This is a genomic window from Streptomyces sp. NPDC055254 (assembly GCF_053606025.1).
The window spans coordinates 1-17,285 of the sequence record NZ_JBSGQV010000036.1 but is presented as its reverse complement, the minus strand read 5'-3'; the positions used below and the strand labels follow the sequence as shown (position 1 = coordinate 17,285).

The window sequence follows — 17,285 nt, the reverse complement described above, 5'->3', positions numbered from 1 at the left end:
AGCGAGCGGGAGACCAGTAGGGGGAGACGGGCGTGACGGGCATGCGCGGCGGAGCCGGCGAGTGAAGTTCCTGCACACCTCGGACTGGCACCTCGGCCGGGCCTTCCACCGCGTGAACCTGCTCGGTGCCCAGGCCGCCTTCATAGACCACCTCGTCGAGACCGTCCGCACGCACGGCGTCGACGCCGTCCTCGTCGCCGGTGACGTCTACGACCGGGCCGTGCCCCCGCTCGCGGCCGTCGAACTCTACGACCGCGCCCTGCACCGGCTCGCCGCGCTCGGCGTGCCCACGGTCATGATCTCCGGCAACCACGACTCCGCCCGCCGCCTCGGCGTCGGCGCGGGCCTGATCGACCGCGCCGGCATCCACCTCAGGACCGACCCGGCGGGCTGCGCCGACCCCGTGCTGCTGTCCGACGTACACGGCGACGTGGCGCTGTACGGCCTGCCCTACCTGGAACCGGCCCTGGTCAAGGAGGAGTTCGGCGCCGAGGCGGTCGGCCACGAGGCGGTCCTGGGCGCGGCCATGGACCGGATCCGGGCCGACCTGGCCGCGCGGGCCCCCGGCACCCGGTCCGTCGTCCTGGCGCACGCCTTCGTCACCGGCGGCCGGGCGAGCGACAGCGAGCGGGACATCACCGTCGGCGGGGTCGAGGCCGTGCCCGCCTCCGTCTTCGACGGGGTGGACTACGCCGCCCTCGGCCACCTCCACGGCTGCCAGACGATCAACGAACAGGTCCGGTACTCCGGTTCCCCCCTCGCCTACTCCTTCTCCGAGGCCGACCACCGCAAGACCATGTGGCTCGTCGAGCTCGGCGCGGGCGGAGACATCATCGGGGCCGAGCGGATCGACACCCCCGTGCCGAGGGCCCTCGCCCGGCTGCGCGGCCGCTTGGACGAGCTGCTGTCCGACGGGCGCCTGCGCGTGCACGAGGACGCTTGGGTCGAGGCCACCCTCACCGACCCGGTGCGCCCCGACGACCCGATGGCCCGCCTCGCCGCCCGTTTCCCGCACACCCTCAGCCTCGCCTTCGACCCCGAGGGACGCGAGGAGGAGGCCGGCGCCTCCTACGCCCAGCGGCTCAAGGGCCGCAGCGACCAGGAGATCGCCGAGGACTTCGTCGCGCACGTACGCGGCGGCCGCGCCGACGAGGCCGAACGGGCCGTGCTCCGGGGAGCCTTCGACGACGTACGCGTCCAGGACAGCCGCCAGGAGATCCACCGATGAGGCTGCACCGGCTCAAGGTCACCGCCTTCGGGCCGTTCGCCGAGCCCCAGGAGATCGACTTCGACGCCCTGTCCGGCGCGGGCATCTTCCTGCTGCACGGGCCCACGGGGGCGGGGAAGACCTCCGTCCTGGACGCCGTCTGCTACGCGCTCTACGGATCGGTGCCCGGCCCCCGCCAGGCTCCCGGAACCAGTCTGCGCAGCGACCACGCCTCCGCCGGGACCCCGACCGAGGTCACCCTCGAACTGACCGCCGGCGGGCGGCGCCTGGAGATCACCCGGCGCCCCGAACAGGACCGGCCCAAGAAGCGCGGCACCGGAACCACCAAGGACAAGGCGCAGAGCGCGCTGCGCGAGCGCACCGGCGACGGCTGGCAGGCGCTCAGCCGATCCCACCAGGAGATCGGCGAGGAGGTCGAGCAGCTCCTCGGCATGAGCCGCGAGCAGTTCTGCCAAGTGGTGCTGCTGCCCCAGGGGGAGTTCGCGCGCTTCCTGCGCGCCGACGAGGCGGCCCGCGGCCGGCTCCTCGGCCGGCTCTTCGACACCCGCCGCTTCGCCGCCGTCGAAACCCTGCTCGGCGAGCGGCGCCGGGCCGCCGAGGCCAAGGTCCGCGCGGGCGACGAGAAGGTGCTCGCCACCGTCCAGCGGCTGGCCCAGGCCGCCGGGGACAACGCCGACCTGCGCGCCTGGCCCGTGCCCGGGCACCAGCCGGGCGACCCCGGGCTGGCCGAGGCCGTCCGGGCCTGGGCGGCCGTGGCCCGGTGCGCCGCCCGGGAGCAGTACGCCGTAGCCGAGTACGTGCTGGCCGCCGTCGAGGGACGCCGCGCCGCCGCCCGGCGCGCCGCCGAGGACGCCCGGGAGCTCGACCGCCTCCAGCGCCGGCACGCCGAGACCGAGCTCCGGCGCGCCGCGCTCGCCGACGCCGCCCCCGAACGGGAACGGGTGCGCGCGCTGCTCGACCGGGCCCGGCGGGGCGCCCTGGTGGCTCCCGCCCTGGAGCTGCGCGGAGCCGCCTCCGCGGCCCACCTGACCGCCGCACACGCCGAAACGGCCGCCCGGGCCGCGCTCCCCTCCTCCTTCGCGGAGTCGGGCGCCGAGGAACTGGCCGCCGAGGAGCAGCGGCTGCGGGAGGACCTCGGCGCGCTCGGCGCCGCCCGGCGGGCCGAGCAGCGCAGCGCCGCGATCGGGCGCGAACGGGCCGACCTGGAACGGGAGGCGCGCGCCGCCGAGGAGCAGCACCAGGAGTCCGCCGAGTGGCTGGAGCGCTGGGAAGCCACCCGGACCGCGCTCCAGGAGCGGCTCGACGCCGCGCAGCAGGCCGCGACCCTGGCCGAGCAGCTCGCGGGCGGGCTCGCGGCCGCACGGACGCGGCTGGGCGCGGCCCGGCGGCGCGACGGGTTCGCCGCCGACGCGGAGCGCGCCGCCGCCGAACTGCTCGGCGCGCGCGAGGAGTCGAGCGCCCTGCGGGAGCACTGGCTGGAGCTGAAGGAGACCCGGCTACGGGGGATCGCCGCCGAGCTCGCCGAGTCCCTGGTGGCCGGGGAGGCCTGCACCGTCTGCGGTTCCGCCGAGCACCCGGCCCCGGCCCGCCCGGCCCCCGGCCACGTGGACCGGGCCGCGGAGGACGCCGCCCACGCCGACTTCGAGCGCGCCGAGGCGGCCCGGGCGGCCGTGGAGCGCCGGCTCGCCGCCGTCGAAGAGGCCATGGCCGAGGCCGCGGCCGCCGCCGGGGAGGACACCACCGAGGAACTCCTCGCCCGCACCTCGGACCTGAGCTCCCGGCACGCCGCCGCCCACGCCACCGCTGCGGGCCTGCACGCCGCGCGCGAGGGCCTCGACCGCGCCGAGCGGGAGCACGCCACGCGCAGCGCCGACCGGCTCGACGCCGAACGCCGGATCGCCGCCCGCGCCTCCCGGCGCGAGGCCCTGGACCGGGAGCAGGCCGCGCTGGAGGCGGAGCTCGCCCTGGTCCGCGCAGACGCGCCCACCGTCGCGGCCCGCGCGCGGACCCTGGAGGAACGGGTCCGGATGGTCGCGGACGCAGCCGTCGCGCTGCGCCGGGCGGAAACCACCGCCGCACACCTGAAGGAGGCCGACGGGCAGTTGGCCGACGCCGCCTTCAAGGCGGGCTTCGACACCGTGGACGCGGCGGCCGACGCGGTGCTCCCCGAGTACCAGCGCACCGCCCTGCAGCACCGGATGGACGCCTGGCAGGCGGAGGAGGCCATGCTGGCCGACCGCCTCGCCGAGACCGGCGCCGCCGAGGCGGCGGCCCTGCCCCCGGCCGAACCGGAGGCCGCCGAGGCCTACGCGGCCCGGGCCGACGCGAAGCTCCGTACGGCCGGATCCGCCCATGACGCCGCCCGGGTGCGCTGCGCGGAGCTGGATCGGCTCTCCCGGCAGGCCGAACGGGAGCTGAGCGCGCTCGGCCCGCTGCGGGAGGAGTACGACCGGGTCGCCCGGCTGGCCGGGCTCACCGCCGGCACCTCCGCGGACAACGAGCGCCGGATGCGGCTGGAGGCGTACGTACTGGCCGCGCGTCTGGAGCAGGTGGCGGCCGCCGCCACCGTACGGCTGCTGCGCATGTCGGGCGGGCGCTACACCCTCGTGCACTCCGACGCGCGGGCGAGCGGGCGCGGGCGTTCCGGACTGGGCCTGCACGTGGTCGACTCCTGGACCGGCAGCGAGCGGGACACCGCCACCCTGTCGGGCGGCGAGACCTTCTTCGCCTCGCTCGCCCTCGCGCTCGGACTGGCCGACGTGGTCACCGACGAGGCGGGCGGCATGCGGCTCGACACCCTCTTCATCGACGAGGGGTTCGGCAGCCTCGACGACCAGGCGCTGGACGAGGTCCTCGACGTCCTCGACTCGCTGCGCGAGCGCGACCGCAGCGTCGGCATCGTCAGCCACGTCGCGGACCTGCGGGTCCGGGTCCAGGCCCAGCTGGAGATCGTCAAGCAGCGCGGGGGCTCGGTGGTCCGTCACCGCACGGCGGCGCTCAAAGACTGAGCGGACGGTGGGGCAGCGGTGAGGAGTAGACGATGCTCGTCGTCACCGGGCCGAGGCCCGCGATCCGGCCGGTGACCTCCTCCAGGTGGGACATGGAGCGGGCCGCGACCTTGAGGACGAAGCAGTCGTCGCCCGTGACGTGGTGGGCCTCCAGGATCTCGGGCGTGGCCTCCAGGAAGTCGTGGAACGGCTTGTAGTTCCCGTGCGGGTAGCGCAGCCGGACCAGCGCCAGGATCGACTTGCCGAGCTTCTCCGGGTCGACCACCGCCGTGTAGCCGGTGATGATGCCGACCTCCTCCAGGCGGCGGACGCGCTCGGTGACGGCGCTCGCGGACATGGAGACGGAGCGGGCGAGCTCGGTGAAACTGGCGCGTCCGTCCCGCTGGAGGACTTCGAGGATCCGCCAGTCGGTGGCGTCAGGGGAATAGTCGGTCATGGCTCAGGTTTAGCAGGGAAATCCCCGGCGGTACAAGCAAAGGGCCGGGGAAAACCACTTCCGTGAATGATCAAGGCGTCGTAGATTTTGAGTCATGACGACGACACCGCACACCAGCAGCGCGCCCGCCACCGTGAACCCCGTGCTCCGGGTACCGCCGGCCGCCCCCGCGGCCGCGGCCGCCTACTTCGGCGCGAGCCTCGCCTTCCACGCGGACGTGTCCGATGTCGCCACCGCCTTCCGGGCCCACCGGGAGCAGGGCGCCGAGCTCGGCTTCCAGCTGATCGACTCGCGCTCCACCCCCGCCTGGGACCAGGCCCACGTACCCGGCGCGATCCACCTGCCCACCGCCCTCATCCCCGAGCAGGCGGAGAAGCTCCTCGACAAGAACGTCCCCGTGGTGACGTACTGCTGGGGCCCGGGCTGCAACGGCGCCACCCGCTCGGCGCACGCCCTGGCCCAACTGGGCTTCCAGGTCAAGGAGATGCTCGGCGGCATCGAGTACTGGATCCGTGAGGGCTTCGAGGTCGAGACCTGGCAGGGCAACGAGCAGCGCCCCGAGGCCGACCCGCTGACCGCGCCCACCGACTCGGACGACTGCGGCTGCTGAACCGGCCGCACCGCTGACCGGCACGAGACGGGCCGCTCGCCCCCGAAGGGGCGCGCGGCCCGTCGCCGTACCCGCGAGAACCGCCGGTCAGAGCTTCGACAGCTCGTCCACCAGGTCGTCCAGCCCCAGCGAACCCTGCGACAGCGCCGCCATGTGCCAGGCCTTCAGGTCGAAGGAATCGCCGTGCGCCGCCCGCGCGTTGTCCCGGCCCAGCAGCCAGGCGCGCTCGCCCAGCTTGTAGCCGATCGCCTGCCCCGGCATCGACAGGTACCGGGTCAGCTCGCTCTCGACGAAGTCCCCCGGCCGCCCGCTGTGCCGCCCGAAGAACTCCTGCGCCAGGTCCACCGTCCACGTCTCGCCCGGGTGGAACGGTGAGTCCGCCGGGATCTCCAACTCCAGGTGCATGCCGATGTCCACGATGACCCGGGCCGCGCGCATCATCTGGCAGTCCAGGTACCCCAGGCGCTGCTCCGCGTCCTTGAGGTAGCCCAGCTCGTCCATCAGGCGCTCCGCGTACAGCGCCCAGCCCTCGGCGTTGGCGCTGACCAGACCGACGCCGGCCTGGTAGCGGGAGAGCTGGTCGGCGACGTGCGCCCATTGGGCCAGCTGGAGGTGGTGGCCCGGGACGCCCTCGTGGTACCAGGTGGACACCAGGTCGTACACGGGGAAGCGGGTCTGGCCCATCGTGGGCAGCCACGTGCGCCCCGGGCGGGAGAAGTCCTCCGAGGGGTTCGTGTAGTACGGAGCCGCCGGACCGCCCGGCGGGGCGATCATGGACTCCACCCTCTTCACCCGCTCGGCGAGCTCGAAGTGCGTGCCGTCCAGGTTCTCGATGGCCTCGTCCATGAGCCCCTGCAGCCAGGCCTGGACCTCGTCGACGCCCTCGATGTGCGTGCCGTGCTCGTCCAGGTGGCGCAGCGCCTCCCACGGGTCCGCGCCGGGCAGGATCTTCGCGGCTTCGGCCTTCATCTCGGCGAGCAGCCGGTGGTACTCGGACCAGCCGTACGCGTAGGCCTCGTCCAGGTCCAGGTCGGTGCCGTTGAAGTAGCGCGACCACCGGGCGTAGCGCTCGCGGCCCACCGTGTCCGGCGCGTCCGCGACGGCCGGGGCGTACACGTCCCGCATCCAGTCGCGGAGCTCCACGACGGCCCCGGTCGCCAGGGCGGCGGCCTCGTCGAGCTCGGCGCGCAGCCGCTGAGGGCCGGCCGAGGCGAACTCGCCGAAGAAGTCCCGGGCGCCGTCCGGGTCCTGGCCGGCCCAGGTGGTGAGCTGCTCGACGAAGGTGGCGGTCGGGCGCGGGGCGCCGAGCAGTCCGCGGTCCAGGCCGAGCCGGAGGCTCTCGCGGTAGCCGGCGAAGGCGGCCGGGACGGCGCGCAGCCGCTGGGCGACGGCCGCCCAGTCCTCCTCGGTCTCGGCGGGAGTGAGGGGGAAGACCTCGCGGACGCTGTGCGCGGGAGCGTGGATGTTGCTGACCGCGCGCAGGTCCTCATCGGCCTCGTGGATCGCGAGCGCGGCGGTGAGGCGTTCGCGCAGCAGGCGGGCGCAGCGGCGCTCGGCGTCGGAGTCGGCGCCCGGCAGGCGTTCGGCGGCGTCGAGGCGGGCGAGGGTGGTGCGGGACAGCTCGGCGGCGGCCGCGGAGCCGGCCGGGGAGAAGTCCGGGAGCTTGCCGGAGCTGGCGGCGACACCGAGGTAGGTGCCGGTGATCGGGTCGAGGGCGATCAGGTCGTCCACGTAGGCGTCGGCCACCTGGCGAGGCAGACGGTCGCCTTCGCCGGTGCTGCTGAGGGTATCGGGCATGCGGACATCTTCGTACGCACAGCAGCCCCCGTCATCACCGTTTGTCGCCAGCCTGCTGACGCGGCGCCGAGCGGAAGCGGATCTACCGCTTCGAGGGCGGCCGGTCGGGCCCGGCGCAACGGCCTGCGGGGGCGGCCGCGCGCGGTGGCCGGGAAGCACGAAAGCCGGCCCGCGGTCGGCGCGCGCGAGCGCATCGACCGCAGGCCGGCGGGCCGTTGGGACGGTCAGTGCAGGGGGCGGTGGGCCCGGTCCCCGAGCGGGAGCTCGTGGGGGAGCCGGGAGCCGACCGGGGCCGCGTCGAGCCGGGCGGTGATCACCAGGGTGCCCTCTTCGATCTGGTAGTCGAGGGGGAGTCCGACCCCGCGCATGGCGGCCACCATCCCGGTGTTGGACGCCTGGGTCACGGCGTACACGCTGTCGCACCCGGCCTCGACGGCCATGGCGAGGAGCCTGCGCAGCAGCTCGGAGCCGATGCCGCGGCGCTGCCAGTCGTCCTCGATGAGCAGGGCGACCTCGGTCTCGTCGCCGTCCCACAGCAGGTGGCCGAGGGCGACGAGCTTGCCCGAGGCGGTGGTGGCCGCGAGGGTGCGGCCGAAGCGCGGGCTCAGCAGGTGTCCGAGGTAGCGGTCGGCGTCGGCCACCGGGCCGTGGTAGCGCAGGGACAGGGTGCGCTCGGAGCAGCGGTCGTGCATCGCGCGGGCCGCCGCCCGATCGGAGCCGTCGGCGCGGCGCACGGTGATCTCGTTGCCCTCGGGCAGCGTCAGCACGTCCTGGCTGCGCGGGACGCGGGGACCGAGCCGGGTGTCGAGCTCGACCAGGGCCCGGGCGCGGGCGAATTCGGTGGGAGTGAAGGGCAGGTGGGGCCGCTCCACGGTGATGGCGCCCCCCGAGGGGTCGCGCAGTCGCATGACCGTGGCCTCCAGCACTCCCTCGACCGGGGCGTCGGCTCCGGCGTTGGGGCGGCCGGAGAGGGTGGTCGCCGGGATGGAGTGGATCGTGCAGCGGCCGAGCAACTGGCGCAGGGCGAGGGGAAGCTCGGCGGCGTCGAGCGCGGTGCGGGTGGCCAGGCCCAGGACGCGGGTCGGGGTGTCGACCAGGTCGTGGGCGTCGGCGCGCTCGATCCAGGTGCTGTGGCCGCCCGCGCGGGCGATGGCGCGGGTCAGGTCGGCGGTGGGCAGCTGCTGCGGGGCGCGCAGGAGGAACTCGTCGACGGTGGCGCCTTCCGGGAGCGGGTGGGTCTGGAGGGTCAGGATGTCGACGCCGTTGCGGGCGAGGGCGGTGCAGAGCGCCGCCAGTGAACCGGGCTCGTCCCGTACGGTCGTCCGCATCCGCCACAGGGTGGTGCTGGTGCCCGTGCTGCTCGCGCCGCCCGGATCCGAGGGTGCGGTGTCGTCCGGCGGCGGCGCATGGCTGTGGCGCCGTGCCCACCAGGTGTGGAAGGCCGCCGTGACCAGGAGTGCCACGGCCGAGACGACCAGCAGGATCGGGCCCCTCGGGCCGTGCACGACGAGATTGGCGATGGCGTCGGCGACCGCGACGGCGCAGAACAGTGCGGCGAGTTCGACGACGTCGCGGCGCCAGTGGTGGTGGCGGTGGTGGGGACGCTGGGCGGGGGCAAGGTCACGGTCAGTCATGCACACCACTGTGACGCAAGGGTGTTGCGTGATCACAAACGCTCTGTGACCGATGGGTTAAGTATCCATCTGGCCGATTTCACCCGGTTTTCCGGGCGATTTCCGGAATCCGACCTTCAGGTCCGGCCCCGCGCTCTCGGACTCTTCGCACCCGCCCCTACTGGCCCACCCGGCCGGGCTGGAGCGTCGTGCTGAACAGTACTCCGCCTCCCTGGCGGCGCAGCCGTACGGTCAGTTCCCCGCTGCCGCCGTCGATGTCCACCTCGCCGTAGTACGGGGGGTTCTCCGACGGCGACATGTTGGCGAACGGCGCCGACTGGACGTACGCCGTCCGGGGGCCGAACGTCGCGTCGAGTCGCCCGGCGGGGAAGCCGCCCGCGCCGACGGGGCCGGATACGAACTCCCAGAACGGCGCGAAGTCGTCGAAGGCCGCCCGCTCGGGCGCGTAGTGGTTCGCGGCGGTGTAGTGGACGTCGGCGGTGAGCCAGACGGTGCCGGTGATGCGCTGGTGCTTGATGTGCCGCAGGAGCTCGGCGATCTGGAGCTCGCGGCCCAGTGGTGCGCCGGGATCGCCCTGGGCGACGGCCTCGAAGGCGGTGGCCCCGTCGGGGACGACGATGCCCAGCGGCATGTCCGCCGCGATGACCTTCCAGGTGGCGCGTGAACGGGAGAGCTCGCGCCGCAGCCAGGCCAGCTGCTCGGGGCCCAGGATGCCGACCGGGTCCTCGGTCTGCGTGCCGGGGGAGTTGGCGTTGCGGTACGTGCGCATGTCGAGCACGAAGACGTCGAGCAGCGGGCCGTAGCGCATCACGCGGTACATCCGGCCCTCTGCGCGGCCGCCGCGCAGGTCGGTGACGGGGAAGTACTCCTCGAAGGCCCGGCGGGCGCGGCCGGCCAGGGTGTCGACGTCCCTGACGGTGTAGCGGGGGTCGTCGATCAGCTGGCCCGGGTACCAGTTGTTGCGCACCTCGTGGTCGTCCCACTGGGCCAGGACCGGGACCTGGGCGTTGAACTCGCGCAGGTTGCGGTCGAGCAGGTTGTAGCGGAAGTTCCCGCGGAACTCGTCGAGCGTCTCGGCGACCTTGGCCTTCTCCTCGGTGGTGACGTTGCGCCAGACGCTGCCGTCCCGCAGGGGCACGGACGGCAGGATCGGCCCGTCGGCGTAGACGGTGTCACCGCTGAACAGGAAGAAGTCGGGATCGCGCAGCCGCATCTCGTCGAAGACGCGGTAGCCGCCGAGGTCCGGATTGATGCCCCAGCCCTGGCCGGCCAGGTCCCCGGACCACAGGAAGCGCACGCCCCGGCGGCGGGAGACGGGCGTGGTGCGGAAGCTGCCGCGCACCGGCTGGGAGGTGCGGCGGGGGTCGTCGGGGTCGGCGAGGACGACGCGGTAGTGGATCTGCTGCCCGGGCGGGAGGTCGCGCAGGACGGTGGTGCCGGTGAAGTCGGTGGCCGGGCCGAGGAGCGGGCCCCGGTGGCGGCGCACGGCGTAGCGGAACGATTCGCTCGGGGAGGTCTCGACGTGCATGTGCGCGGGGCGGTCGGAACGGGTCCAGACGGTGGCCGAGTGCGCGGTGATCTCCCCGGACTGGACGCCCCAGAGGGCGCTGGGGCGGCCGGACCGGGCGAAGGCCGGGGCGGTGAGGCCGGGTGCGGCGAGCAGGGCGGAGGAGAGGGCGAGGGAACGGCCGATGAGGGTCCGTCGGGTGTGCGGGGTCGGTGCCATCGGTGCGTCTCCAGGGGCGGGCGGGGGTGGTTCGCACCAGCGTGCCGTCAGCCTCCGGCCCGACCGCGTCGGCCACGCGAACCCCGGATGAACAACCGCCTGCCGCCGGCCGCTCGCCGGGGGCGTCCGCCGGTCCCTGCCGCCGGGCGGTTCGCGCGGTTGGCGCGGTTCGCGCGGGGCGGGGCGGTTCGCGCGGGGCGGGGCGGGGCGGTCGTCGCCTCCGGCGGCCGAAGCCGGCCGCGGGGGCGGGGCGGGGGCTGGGGCCGGCCGCGGCGGCCGGGGCGGTGGCGGTGGCGGTGGGCGTGACCGCGGAGGTGGCGGTGGCCGCGGTGTTGCCGGGGGCGGGGGCAGGGCGGGGTCGTGGCCGTGGCCGGAGGGGTGGGCGTGGGGCTACGGGGGTGGGGGCGCGGGGCCGGTGGGGGGTGTCTCCTCGGCTTGCGAACCCGAGCGGTACCGGAATAGGGACCCGGGGGTGAGTTCGCGTCGCCTGCGGGGACACCCCCCACCGTCCCCACGCCCCCACCCTGGGGACAGTTCCGAACGGCCCCCGGACCTGGCCCTCCCGTGTGGAAGGTGCTGACCCACCCCCCACACCGCCTCGGCGCCCCGTCCGGAGCCCTCCACCCCCGCTCGGCGCACCCCTGGCGCTGCCCGTATGTCCTCCTCCGGCGGCGCACTGCCTGTCCCGTCCGTCCGGGTGGCTTGCTGCTGGGTGGGTGTACCTGTCGGCTCTGCCCGGAGGTCTTCCGGCGGGGTGCGGCGCGGCGCCTGTCCCGTCCGGGTGGCTCCTGCTGGGTGGGTGTACCTGTCGGCTCTGCCCGGAGGTCTTCCGGCGGGGCGCGGCGCGGCGCCTGTCCCGTCCGGGTGGCTCCTGCTGGGTGGGCGTACCCGTCGGCTCTGCCCGGAGGTCCTCCCCTCGGGCGCGGAGGACCGCCTGTCCCGTTCGGGCGCCTCGCTGCCCGTTGCGCGTATCCGTCGGGACTGGCGGGATGTACTCCTCCGGCTGGGCGTACCCGTCGGTCCCGTTCCGGGCACCCGCTCGGCTGCGGTCGAGGTGGCAACGCGGTGCGCTCCTGTGCGGAGTTCCCGTCCGGCCGCCCCCAGGCCAGGCGGCGATGGCGGCGACCGGCCAGCCCGCTCCAGCCCCGCGGGAGTTGTGGCGTGGGTGCCCTCGGCGCCCCGGGGCGGCGGGCGCGTTCCGGGGGCCGTCCAGCCTTGGCGCAGGCGCAGGCGCAGGCGCAGGCGCAGGCGCAGGCGCAGGCGTAGGCGCAGGTGCGGCGGGCGGTTGTGGCGGCGGGGTGCCGGGAGGGCTCGGCGGTCAGGCGGTGGCGCGGGTCGCGCTGCGGGCCGTGTCGAGGATCACCCGAGCCACCAGCGCCGGGTCGTCGTTCATAGGCACGTGGCCGCAACCCGGCAGCCGGACCAGCCGCGCACCCGGGACCGTGTGCTTGGCCCGTACGCCCTGGCGCCGCAGCAGCAGCCGGTCGCGCGAGCCCCAGGCGATGGTGACCGGCAGGCCCGGTACGTCGGCGGTGAACCGTACGGAACCACCCGCGGCCAGCGTCTGCTCGAAGCCGGTCGCCCCGCGCAGGGCGAGGGTCTCGGCCACGACGGCCTGCGGCGAACGGCGGCCCGGGCGGGCGTAGATGGTGCCGGTGAGCGCCGCGCGGCCGGCGGCGCTGCGCGAGAGCCGCTCCAGCGCGGGGCCGGGCAGCGCCCTCGCGCCGGCGCGCATCGCGAGGAGCGCGGCGAAGGCGTAGCGGCGCTCGCCCGGGGTCCAGAACCCGGCGGGGGAGAGGGCGGTGATCGACCGGACCAGGCCGCTGCGGCCCATTTCGAGCGCGAGCAGTCCGCCGAGGGAGTTGCCGGCGACGTGCGGACGTTCGACGCCGAGCGCCGCGCACACGGCCCCGAGCGCGGGGGCGACGGTCCCCAAGTCGTACGGGACCCCGTCCGGCAGCGGTTCGGAGAGTCCGAAGCCCGGCAGGTCGACGGCTATCACGTCGTACTCGGCAGCGAGGATGTCCGTCACCGGGTGCCAAGCCTGCAGGTGGTGGCCGATGCCGTGCAACAGGAGGAGCGGCTCGCCGGCGCCCTTGCGCTCGTAGGCGACGGTCGCGGTGCGGGGGCCCAGCGGCGAATCGATCGTGAAGGAGACCGTGGCGGTCATGCTGCTCCTCGTCGGGGGGACGCATATGAGACGGGCTGTCAGTAGTGCTTCCCACATGATTACCGTCCGGTAGCCCTTGACTACAAGCCTTCGGAGCGTACGAGAACATCCCGTGAACGGCTTGATACCTATGCCCGATCTGCCCCGCAAGGGATGAGCATTGGTCTTGACCAAGGGGGTGTGCCGTCTTATCGTCGCAGGGATAGTGCAGGAACCTTTAATAAACAAAGGCGCGGAACTGCCGCTGGATCACACGGCGAGTGCAGCGATGGCAGGAGGACTCAGGGTGGGGACCATGCAGCTCGAAACGGTGCCGGAGCCGAAGTACTGGCACCTGAAGACCGTCCTCAGCGAAGCGCTCGACCAGGACTTCGCCGTCGGCGAGGTCCTGCCGAACGAGCGCGAGCTCGCCGCCCGTTTCGGCGTCGCCCGCGCGACCCTGCGTCAGGCCCTGGAGCAGCTGGAGCTCGAAGGCCGGCTGCAGCGCCGCCGGGGCGTCGGCACCACGGTCGCGCCGCCACGCGTCGGCGTCGACGTCGGCAGCGCGCAGCACGGCTGGCCCGGCGACAGCGTCGACGGCTGGGAAGCGGTGGACGCCGCCGAGGCGGTCGCGCCGAACGCGGTGCTCAGACTCCTCGGCGCCGGGACTGCCGCCGTCGCTGCCGACGAGCCGGTGCACACCGTGCGCCGCACCCGGGTCACCCAGGGGCAGGCCGTCGCCGCCGAACTGCTCTACGTTCCGGCCGCGTCGGTGCCCGGACTCTCCGCGATCGGGGCCCCGGCCGGTGCCGCGCGGGCCCGTGCCGTGCTGCGCGAGCTCCAGCGGCTCGTCCTCGACGGGCAGGACCGCTCGGTGGAGCTCGGCTCCGCCCGCGCCGACGACGCCAAGGAGCTGGACCGGCTGCCCGGCGCCCCGGTGCTCCTGGTCACCACCCGGTACTTCACCGCAGCTGGCACGGCGGCCGTCTCGGTGGCCACGTACCGCGCCGACACCTGCCGCCTCACCTTCGGGGACTCGGGCGACGTCCAGATCACCCACGAGCCCCGCGTCGCCTCCTGACGCACGGAGCTGTGTACACCGCCGCCCCCGGCCGCCCTGCGGCCGGGGGCGGCGTCCGTGAGTGCGGGGGCGCGGGTCAGCGGCGGCGGGCCGTGACCGTCTTCTCCACGGCGAAGAGCTCCTCCTCGACGTGGTCCAGCGCGAGCCGCAGCGCACCCGTGGCCACCGCTGCCTCGCCGAGCAGGGACAGGGCCACCCGGGGCGGCCGCAGGCAGTAGCGCTCCAGCTCCTGGCGGAGGGGGCCCAGTACGCCGTCCAGGCCGGCTGCCCAGCCGCCGACGACCACCAGCTCCGGATCCATCGCCAGGACCAGGGCCGCCACGTCGTGCACGAGCCGTTGCAGGAAGCGGTCCACGGCCGCCACGGCCCGTGCGTCGCCCCGCTTCGCCATGGCGAAGACCTCGGCCACCGCGGGTTCGTCGAGCGGGTGCAGGGGCTCGTCGGTGGTCGACAGCAGCCGCTCCGGCGTGACCTCGCGGCCCAGCAGGTGCAGGGCGCCGATCTCGCCGGCCGCCCCGCCGAAACCCCGGTGCAGCCGGCCGCCGATCAGCGACCCGGCGCCGGGGCTGAGGCCCGCCATCACGAACACGATGTCGTCGGTCTCCCGCGCGGCGCCCTTCCAATGCTCGGCGACCGCCGCCGCGTTGGCGTCGTTCTCCACCTGCACCGGGCAGCGGAACGAGCGTCGGAGCCGCTCGCCGAGCGGCAGCCCCGTCCAGCCGGGCAGCGCGGTGCCGAGGCGGACCGTGCCGTCGGCCTCGACGATCCCGGGACTGCCGACCCCGACGGCCCGCAACGAGTCGCGCGGGATCCCGGCCCGGCGGAGCAGTTCGGCGACCGCCGTCCGCACCCGCTCCAGCCGTTCGTCGGCCGAGGCCGTCTCGGCGACCTCCTTGGTTCCGGCGCCGATGACCCGCCCGTCCAGACCGGACAGCAGTACCGCGACACGGTGCGCGCCGATCTCGATGCCGAGCAGGTGGCCGGCCTCCGCCCGGAAGCGGAAGCGCCTGGCCGGCCGGCCCTGGCGTCGCGCGCCCTCCTCGGCATCGGCCTCGACGACCAGCCCGGTCGCGATCAGCCCCTCCACCACGCCCTCGACGGTCGGCCGGGAGAGACCGGTCACCCGTGTCAGGTCGGTGAGGGTCGGCGATCCCGCCGCCCGCAGTGCGCGCAGCACCACGGCCGAATTGATGCGTCGGAGCAGAGAGGGGTCCCCGCCGGTCAGCTGCCCCAACGTGTGTCCTCCCAGCTAGCGAGCGTGTCAGCCGGATCGTACTGCCCGGTCGGTGCGGCGGCGAGAACCAGCCCCCCACCGGCCGGAATACGGCAGTCCTGCCCTCAGGCCGGGGCCACGAACCCCGACTCGTAGGCCGTGATCACGGCCTGCGTCCGATCCCGCGCCCCCAGCTTGGCCAGAATCGCGCTGACGTGCGACTTTACCGTCTCCGTGCCGACGATCAGGTCGGCGGCGATCTCCACATTGCTCAGACCCCGCGCCATCAGCCGCAGTACCGCCTCCTCCCGCTCGGTCAGCGAGGCCCGTTCCAGCACCGCACGCGCCCGCTGGTTGCCGTACTCGGCCGCGAGGGCGCGTACGGCCGCGGGGAACAGCAGGGTCTCCCCCTCCGCCACCAGCCGCACCGCGTGGACGATCTCCGCCGGCCGGGCGCGCTTGAGCAGGAAGCCGTCGGCCCCGGCCCGCAGCGCCTGGTACACGTACTCGTCGTTCTCGAAGGTGGTCACCACGAGGATCTTGGGCGGGGAGTCGATCGTCCGCAGGATCGCCCGGGTCGCTTCGATCCCGTCGAGCAGCGGCATCCGCACGTCCATCGCCACCACGTCCGGGCGCAGTTGCCGGACGAGGGGGATCACGGAGGCGCCGTCGGCCGCCTCGCCCACCACTTCGATGTCGGACTGGGCGTCCAGGACGGCACGCAGCCCCGCGCGCACCAGGGGCTCGTCGTCGACGAGCAGTACGGTAACCGGCATCCGGTCAGCCTATTCGCTCCAGCGGAAGGCGTGCGCGCACCCTCCAGCTTCCCTCGTACGGTCCCGTCTCCACCTCTCCGCCGAGCAGCGCGGCCCGTTCCCGCATGCCTCTCAGCCCGCTTCCGCTCCCCCTCATCAGCGTGGGGCCGGACGGAAGTGGATTGACGACCTCCAAATCAAGTCGCCCGACGGCCACTTCGATGCGGACCCGGACCGGCACCGGACCGCAGTGACGGAGCACGTTCGTCAGTGCCTCCTGGAGGATCCGATAGCCCTCGCGGGTGACCGACCCGGGCAATTGGTCGAGCGGACCGGACAGTTGCACGTCGACCTCCGATCCGGAGGCGCGTGCCGAGTCCAGCAGCCGGTCGGCCTCGGTGAGCGTGGGCCTCTGCGAGGGGCCCTGCGCGGATTCCCGCAGAACCATGAGCACGCGTTCCAGATCCTCCAGCGCCGCCCGGCCGGTCTCTTCGATGGCCTTCAACGCCCGGTCCGTGAAAGCGGGATCGCCCGCCGTGCGCGCCGCTCCCGCCTGCACGACCGCCACCGTCAGCGCGTGCCCGATCGAGTCGTGCAGCTCCCGCGCGATCCGGGTCCGCTCCAGCAGCTGCTCGGTGCGCGCCTCCAGGGCGCTCAGCCGCTCCGCGGCCGACGGCCCCAAGAGCTTGCGGGCGATGGACGTGACGGCTTCTCCCAGCAGCACCACCGTGACCACCAGGACGGCCAGCGAGAGGGGCGCGAGGAGGCCGGCCGCCCAGCGGGGCGGGGCGAAGGGGAGCAGCATGCTGCTGTCGAACGGGCGCCCCGCGGCGATGAGGCCGAACTCGATCGAGAGGATCGGCAGCCACACCGTCGCCGGGGTCGCCACCGTGGCGAGGACAAGGCGTATCTCCAGCCAGAGCACGGTCCGCCAGCGGTCCCCCCACTTCGCGGACGCCGTGGTGCTGATGGAACCGTCGTGCTTGCCGCTCTCGTGCGGCGTCAACAGGAACTGGGCCTGGAGCCCTTCGGCGAGCCGCACCCAGGGCAGCAGCCCGAAGGGCGCGACGATCAGCGCCGGCACCCAGGGCCAACCGGGTTCTATGAAGAGCCAGACGGCCACGATCAACATGGGCACGAGCAGATGCAGCCAGCGTGTGTACGTGATCCCCCGGATCGGCGCACGAAGCAGTCGGTACATGTCTTCATCCTGGCAGTCGGCCGATCACCGGCGTCTCCCCCACGTGGGGGAGACGGTCCCCCCGCACGGGGGAGGAGCGGGGGTGGGGCCCCCGGCGAACCTTGAGGCATGAACCGCATCGAGATCCGAGCACTGACCAAGGAGTACGGCGCGACCCGCGCCGTGGACAGCCTCACCTTCGACGTCCTGCCCGGCCGCGTCACCGGGTTCCTGGGACCCAACGGCGCCGGCAAGTCCACCACCCTGCGCCTGCTGCTGGGGCTCGACCGCATCACGTCGGGGACCGCCACCATCGGAGGGCGGGAATTCCGTGCCTTCACCGACCCCTTGCACCGGGTCGGCGCGCTCCTCGACGCCTAGGCAGTGTCTGATGGCTCTTGCCCGGATGGTGGATCTGTTGCCGTTCCGGGCAGGAGGCCGTCATGGTGCGTCGGCATGAACTGACGA

12 protein-coding genes and 1 pseudogene are annotated in these 17,285 nt (G+C 74.3%); 5 read left to right on the top strand and 8 right to left on the bottom strand.

What is annotated here, in order from left to right; translation table 11 throughout:
• The first annotated feature begins 61 nt into the window (after nucleotides 1-61).
• Nucleotides 62-1,228, top strand: coding sequence for an exonuclease SbcCD subunit D (locus ACWFQ8_RS26330; protein WP_453788754.1), 1,167 nt, complete (start codon nucleotides 62-64; stop codon nucleotides 1,226-1,228).
• Nucleotides 1,225-4,236, top strand: a complete 3,012-nt coding sequence (locus ACWFQ8_RS26325) for an AAA family ATPase (RefSeq protein ID WP_453788753.1) — start codon at nucleotides 1,225-1,227, stop codon at nucleotides 4,234-4,236. Before ACWFQ8_RS26330 ends, ACWFQ8_RS26325 begins: the two co-directional genes overlap by 4 nt.
• On the opposite strand, the gene ACWFQ8_RS26320 is transcribed toward ACWFQ8_RS26325, so the two are convergent.
• Nucleotides 4,226-4,672: an Lrp/AsnC family transcriptional regulator gene (locus ACWFQ8_RS26320; RefSeq protein WP_453788752.1), complete on the bottom strand. Its 447-nt coding sequence runs from the start codon at nucleotides 4,670-4,672 to the stop codon at nucleotides 4,226-4,228. The two genes, ACWFQ8_RS26325 and ACWFQ8_RS26320, sit on opposite strands and share 11 nt — an antisense overlap.
• A 94-nt stretch (nucleotides 4,673-4,766) precedes the next feature.
• On the opposite strand from ACWFQ8_RS26320, the gene ACWFQ8_RS26315 reads away from it, so the two are divergent.
• The gene (locus ACWFQ8_RS26315; RefSeq protein ID WP_453788751.1) at nucleotides 4,767-5,282 is read left to right on the top strand and encodes a rhodanese-like domain-containing protein; all 516 of its coding nucleotides are present in this window, start codon (nucleotides 4,767-4,769) and stop codon (nucleotides 5,280-5,282) included.
• An 87-nt stretch (nucleotides 5,283-5,369) separates the two neighbouring features.
• Here the strand turns inward: ACWFQ8_RS26315 and ACWFQ8_RS26310 are convergent, their stop codons facing one another.
• The 4 genes from ACWFQ8_RS26310 to ACWFQ8_RS26295 all read right to left on the bottom strand — a co-directional run bounded on the left by ACWFQ8_RS26310 (nucleotide 5,370) and on the right by ACWFQ8_RS26295 (nucleotide 12,609).
• Nucleotides 5,370-7,079, bottom strand: coding sequence for a DUF885 domain-containing protein (locus tag ACWFQ8_RS26310; protein WP_453788750.1), 1,710 nt, complete (start codon nucleotides 7,077-7,079; stop codon nucleotides 5,370-5,372).
• A gap of 224 nt (nucleotides 7,080-7,303) precedes the next feature.
• Nucleotides 7,304-8,713, bottom strand: coding sequence for a GNAT family N-acetyltransferase (locus ACWFQ8_RS26305; protein ID WP_453788749.1), 1,410 nt, complete (start codon nucleotides 8,711-8,713; stop codon nucleotides 7,304-7,306).
• 157 nt (nucleotides 8,714-8,870) lie between these two features.
• Nucleotides 8,871-10,439: an alkaline phosphatase D family protein gene (locus ACWFQ8_RS26300; protein WP_453788748.1), complete on the bottom strand. Its 1,569-nt coding sequence runs from the start codon at nucleotides 10,437-10,439 to the stop codon at nucleotides 8,871-8,873.
• A gap of 1,318 nt (nucleotides 10,440-11,757) precedes the next feature.
• Nucleotides 11,758-12,609, bottom strand: a complete 852-nt coding sequence (locus ACWFQ8_RS26295; protein ID WP_453788747.1) for an alpha/beta fold hydrolase — start codon at nucleotides 12,607-12,609, stop codon at nucleotides 11,758-11,760.
• A gap of 286 nt (nucleotides 12,610-12,895) precedes the next feature.
• Between ACWFQ8_RS26295 and ACWFQ8_RS26290 the strand changes: the two genes are divergently transcribed.
• Nucleotides 12,896-13,669, top strand: coding sequence for a GntR family transcriptional regulator (locus tag ACWFQ8_RS26290; protein ID WP_453788746.1), 774 nt, complete (start codon nucleotides 12,896-12,898; stop codon nucleotides 13,667-13,669).
• A gap of 76 nt (nucleotides 13,670-13,745) precedes the next feature.
• Here the strand turns inward: ACWFQ8_RS26290 and ACWFQ8_RS26285 are convergent, their stop codons facing one another.
• From ACWFQ8_RS26285 to ACWFQ8_RS26275, 3 genes are all read right to left on the bottom strand, one after another.
• Complete coding sequence (locus ACWFQ8_RS26285; protein ID WP_453788745.1) at nucleotides 13,746-14,903, bottom strand: ROK family transcriptional regulator; 1,158 nt, start codon at nucleotides 14,901-14,903, stop codon at nucleotides 13,746-13,748.
• Nucleotides 14,904-15,007: 104 nt separating this feature from the next.
• The gene (locus tag ACWFQ8_RS26280) at nucleotides 15,008-15,658 is read right to left on the bottom strand and encodes a response regulator (RefSeq protein WP_453788744.1); all 651 of its coding nucleotides are present in this window, start codon (nucleotides 15,656-15,658) and stop codon (nucleotides 15,008-15,010) included.
• 4 nt (nucleotides 15,659-15,662) lie between these two features.
• A complete protein-coding gene (locus ACWFQ8_RS26275; RefSeq protein ID WP_453788743.1) occupies nucleotides 15,663-16,838 on the bottom strand; it encodes a sensor histidine kinase in 1,176 nt (391 codons plus the stop codon).
• A 108-nt stretch (nucleotides 16,839-16,946) separates the two neighbouring features.
• On the opposite strand from ACWFQ8_RS26275, the pseudogene ACWFQ8_RS26270 reads away from it, so the two are divergent.
• Nucleotides 16,947-17,195 (top strand): annotated as a pseudogene (locus tag ACWFQ8_RS26270) (ATP-binding cassette domain-containing protein); the annotation flags it as partial.
• Nucleotides 17,196-17,285: the final 90 nt, after the last annotated feature.

What these genes read in the sequence shown, in the direction of transcription:
- ACWFQ8_RS26315 (WP_453788751.1), top strand. Translation starts at nt 4,767, where the DNA reads ATGACGACGACACCGCACACCAGCAGCGCGCCCGCCACCGTGAACCCC.
- ACWFQ8_RS26280 (WP_453788744.1), bottom strand. Translation starts at nt 15,658, where the DNA reads ATGCCGGTTACCGTACTGCTCGTCGACGACGAGCCCCTGGTGCGCGCG.
- ACWFQ8_RS26305 (WP_453788749.1), bottom strand. Translation starts at nt 8,713, where the DNA reads ATGACTGACCGTGACCTTGCCCCCGCCCAGCGTCCCCACCACCGCCAC.
- ACWFQ8_RS26320 (WP_453788752.1), bottom strand. Translation starts at nt 4,672, where the DNA reads ATGACCGACTATTCCCCTGACGCCACCGACTGGCGGATCCTCGAAGTC.
- ACWFQ8_RS26275 (WP_453788743.1), bottom strand. Translation starts at nt 16,838, where the DNA reads ATGTACCGACTGCTTCGTGCGCCGATCCGGGGGATCACGTACACACGC.
- ACWFQ8_RS26325 (WP_453788753.1), top strand. Translation starts at nt 1,225, where the DNA reads ATGAGGCTGCACCGGCTCAAGGTCACCGCCTTCGGGCCGTTCGCCGAG.
- ACWFQ8_RS26300 (WP_453788748.1), bottom strand. Translation starts at nt 10,439, where the DNA reads ATGGCACCGACCCCGCACACCCGACGGACCCTCATCGGCCGTTCCCTC.
- ACWFQ8_RS26295 (WP_453788747.1), bottom strand. Translation starts at nt 12,609, where the DNA reads ATGACCGCCACGGTCTCCTTCACGATCGATTCGCCGCTGGGCCCCCGC.
- ACWFQ8_RS26310 (WP_453788750.1), bottom strand. Translation starts at nt 7,079, where the DNA reads ATGCCCGATACCCTCAGCAGCACCGGCGAAGGCGACCGTCTGCCTCGC.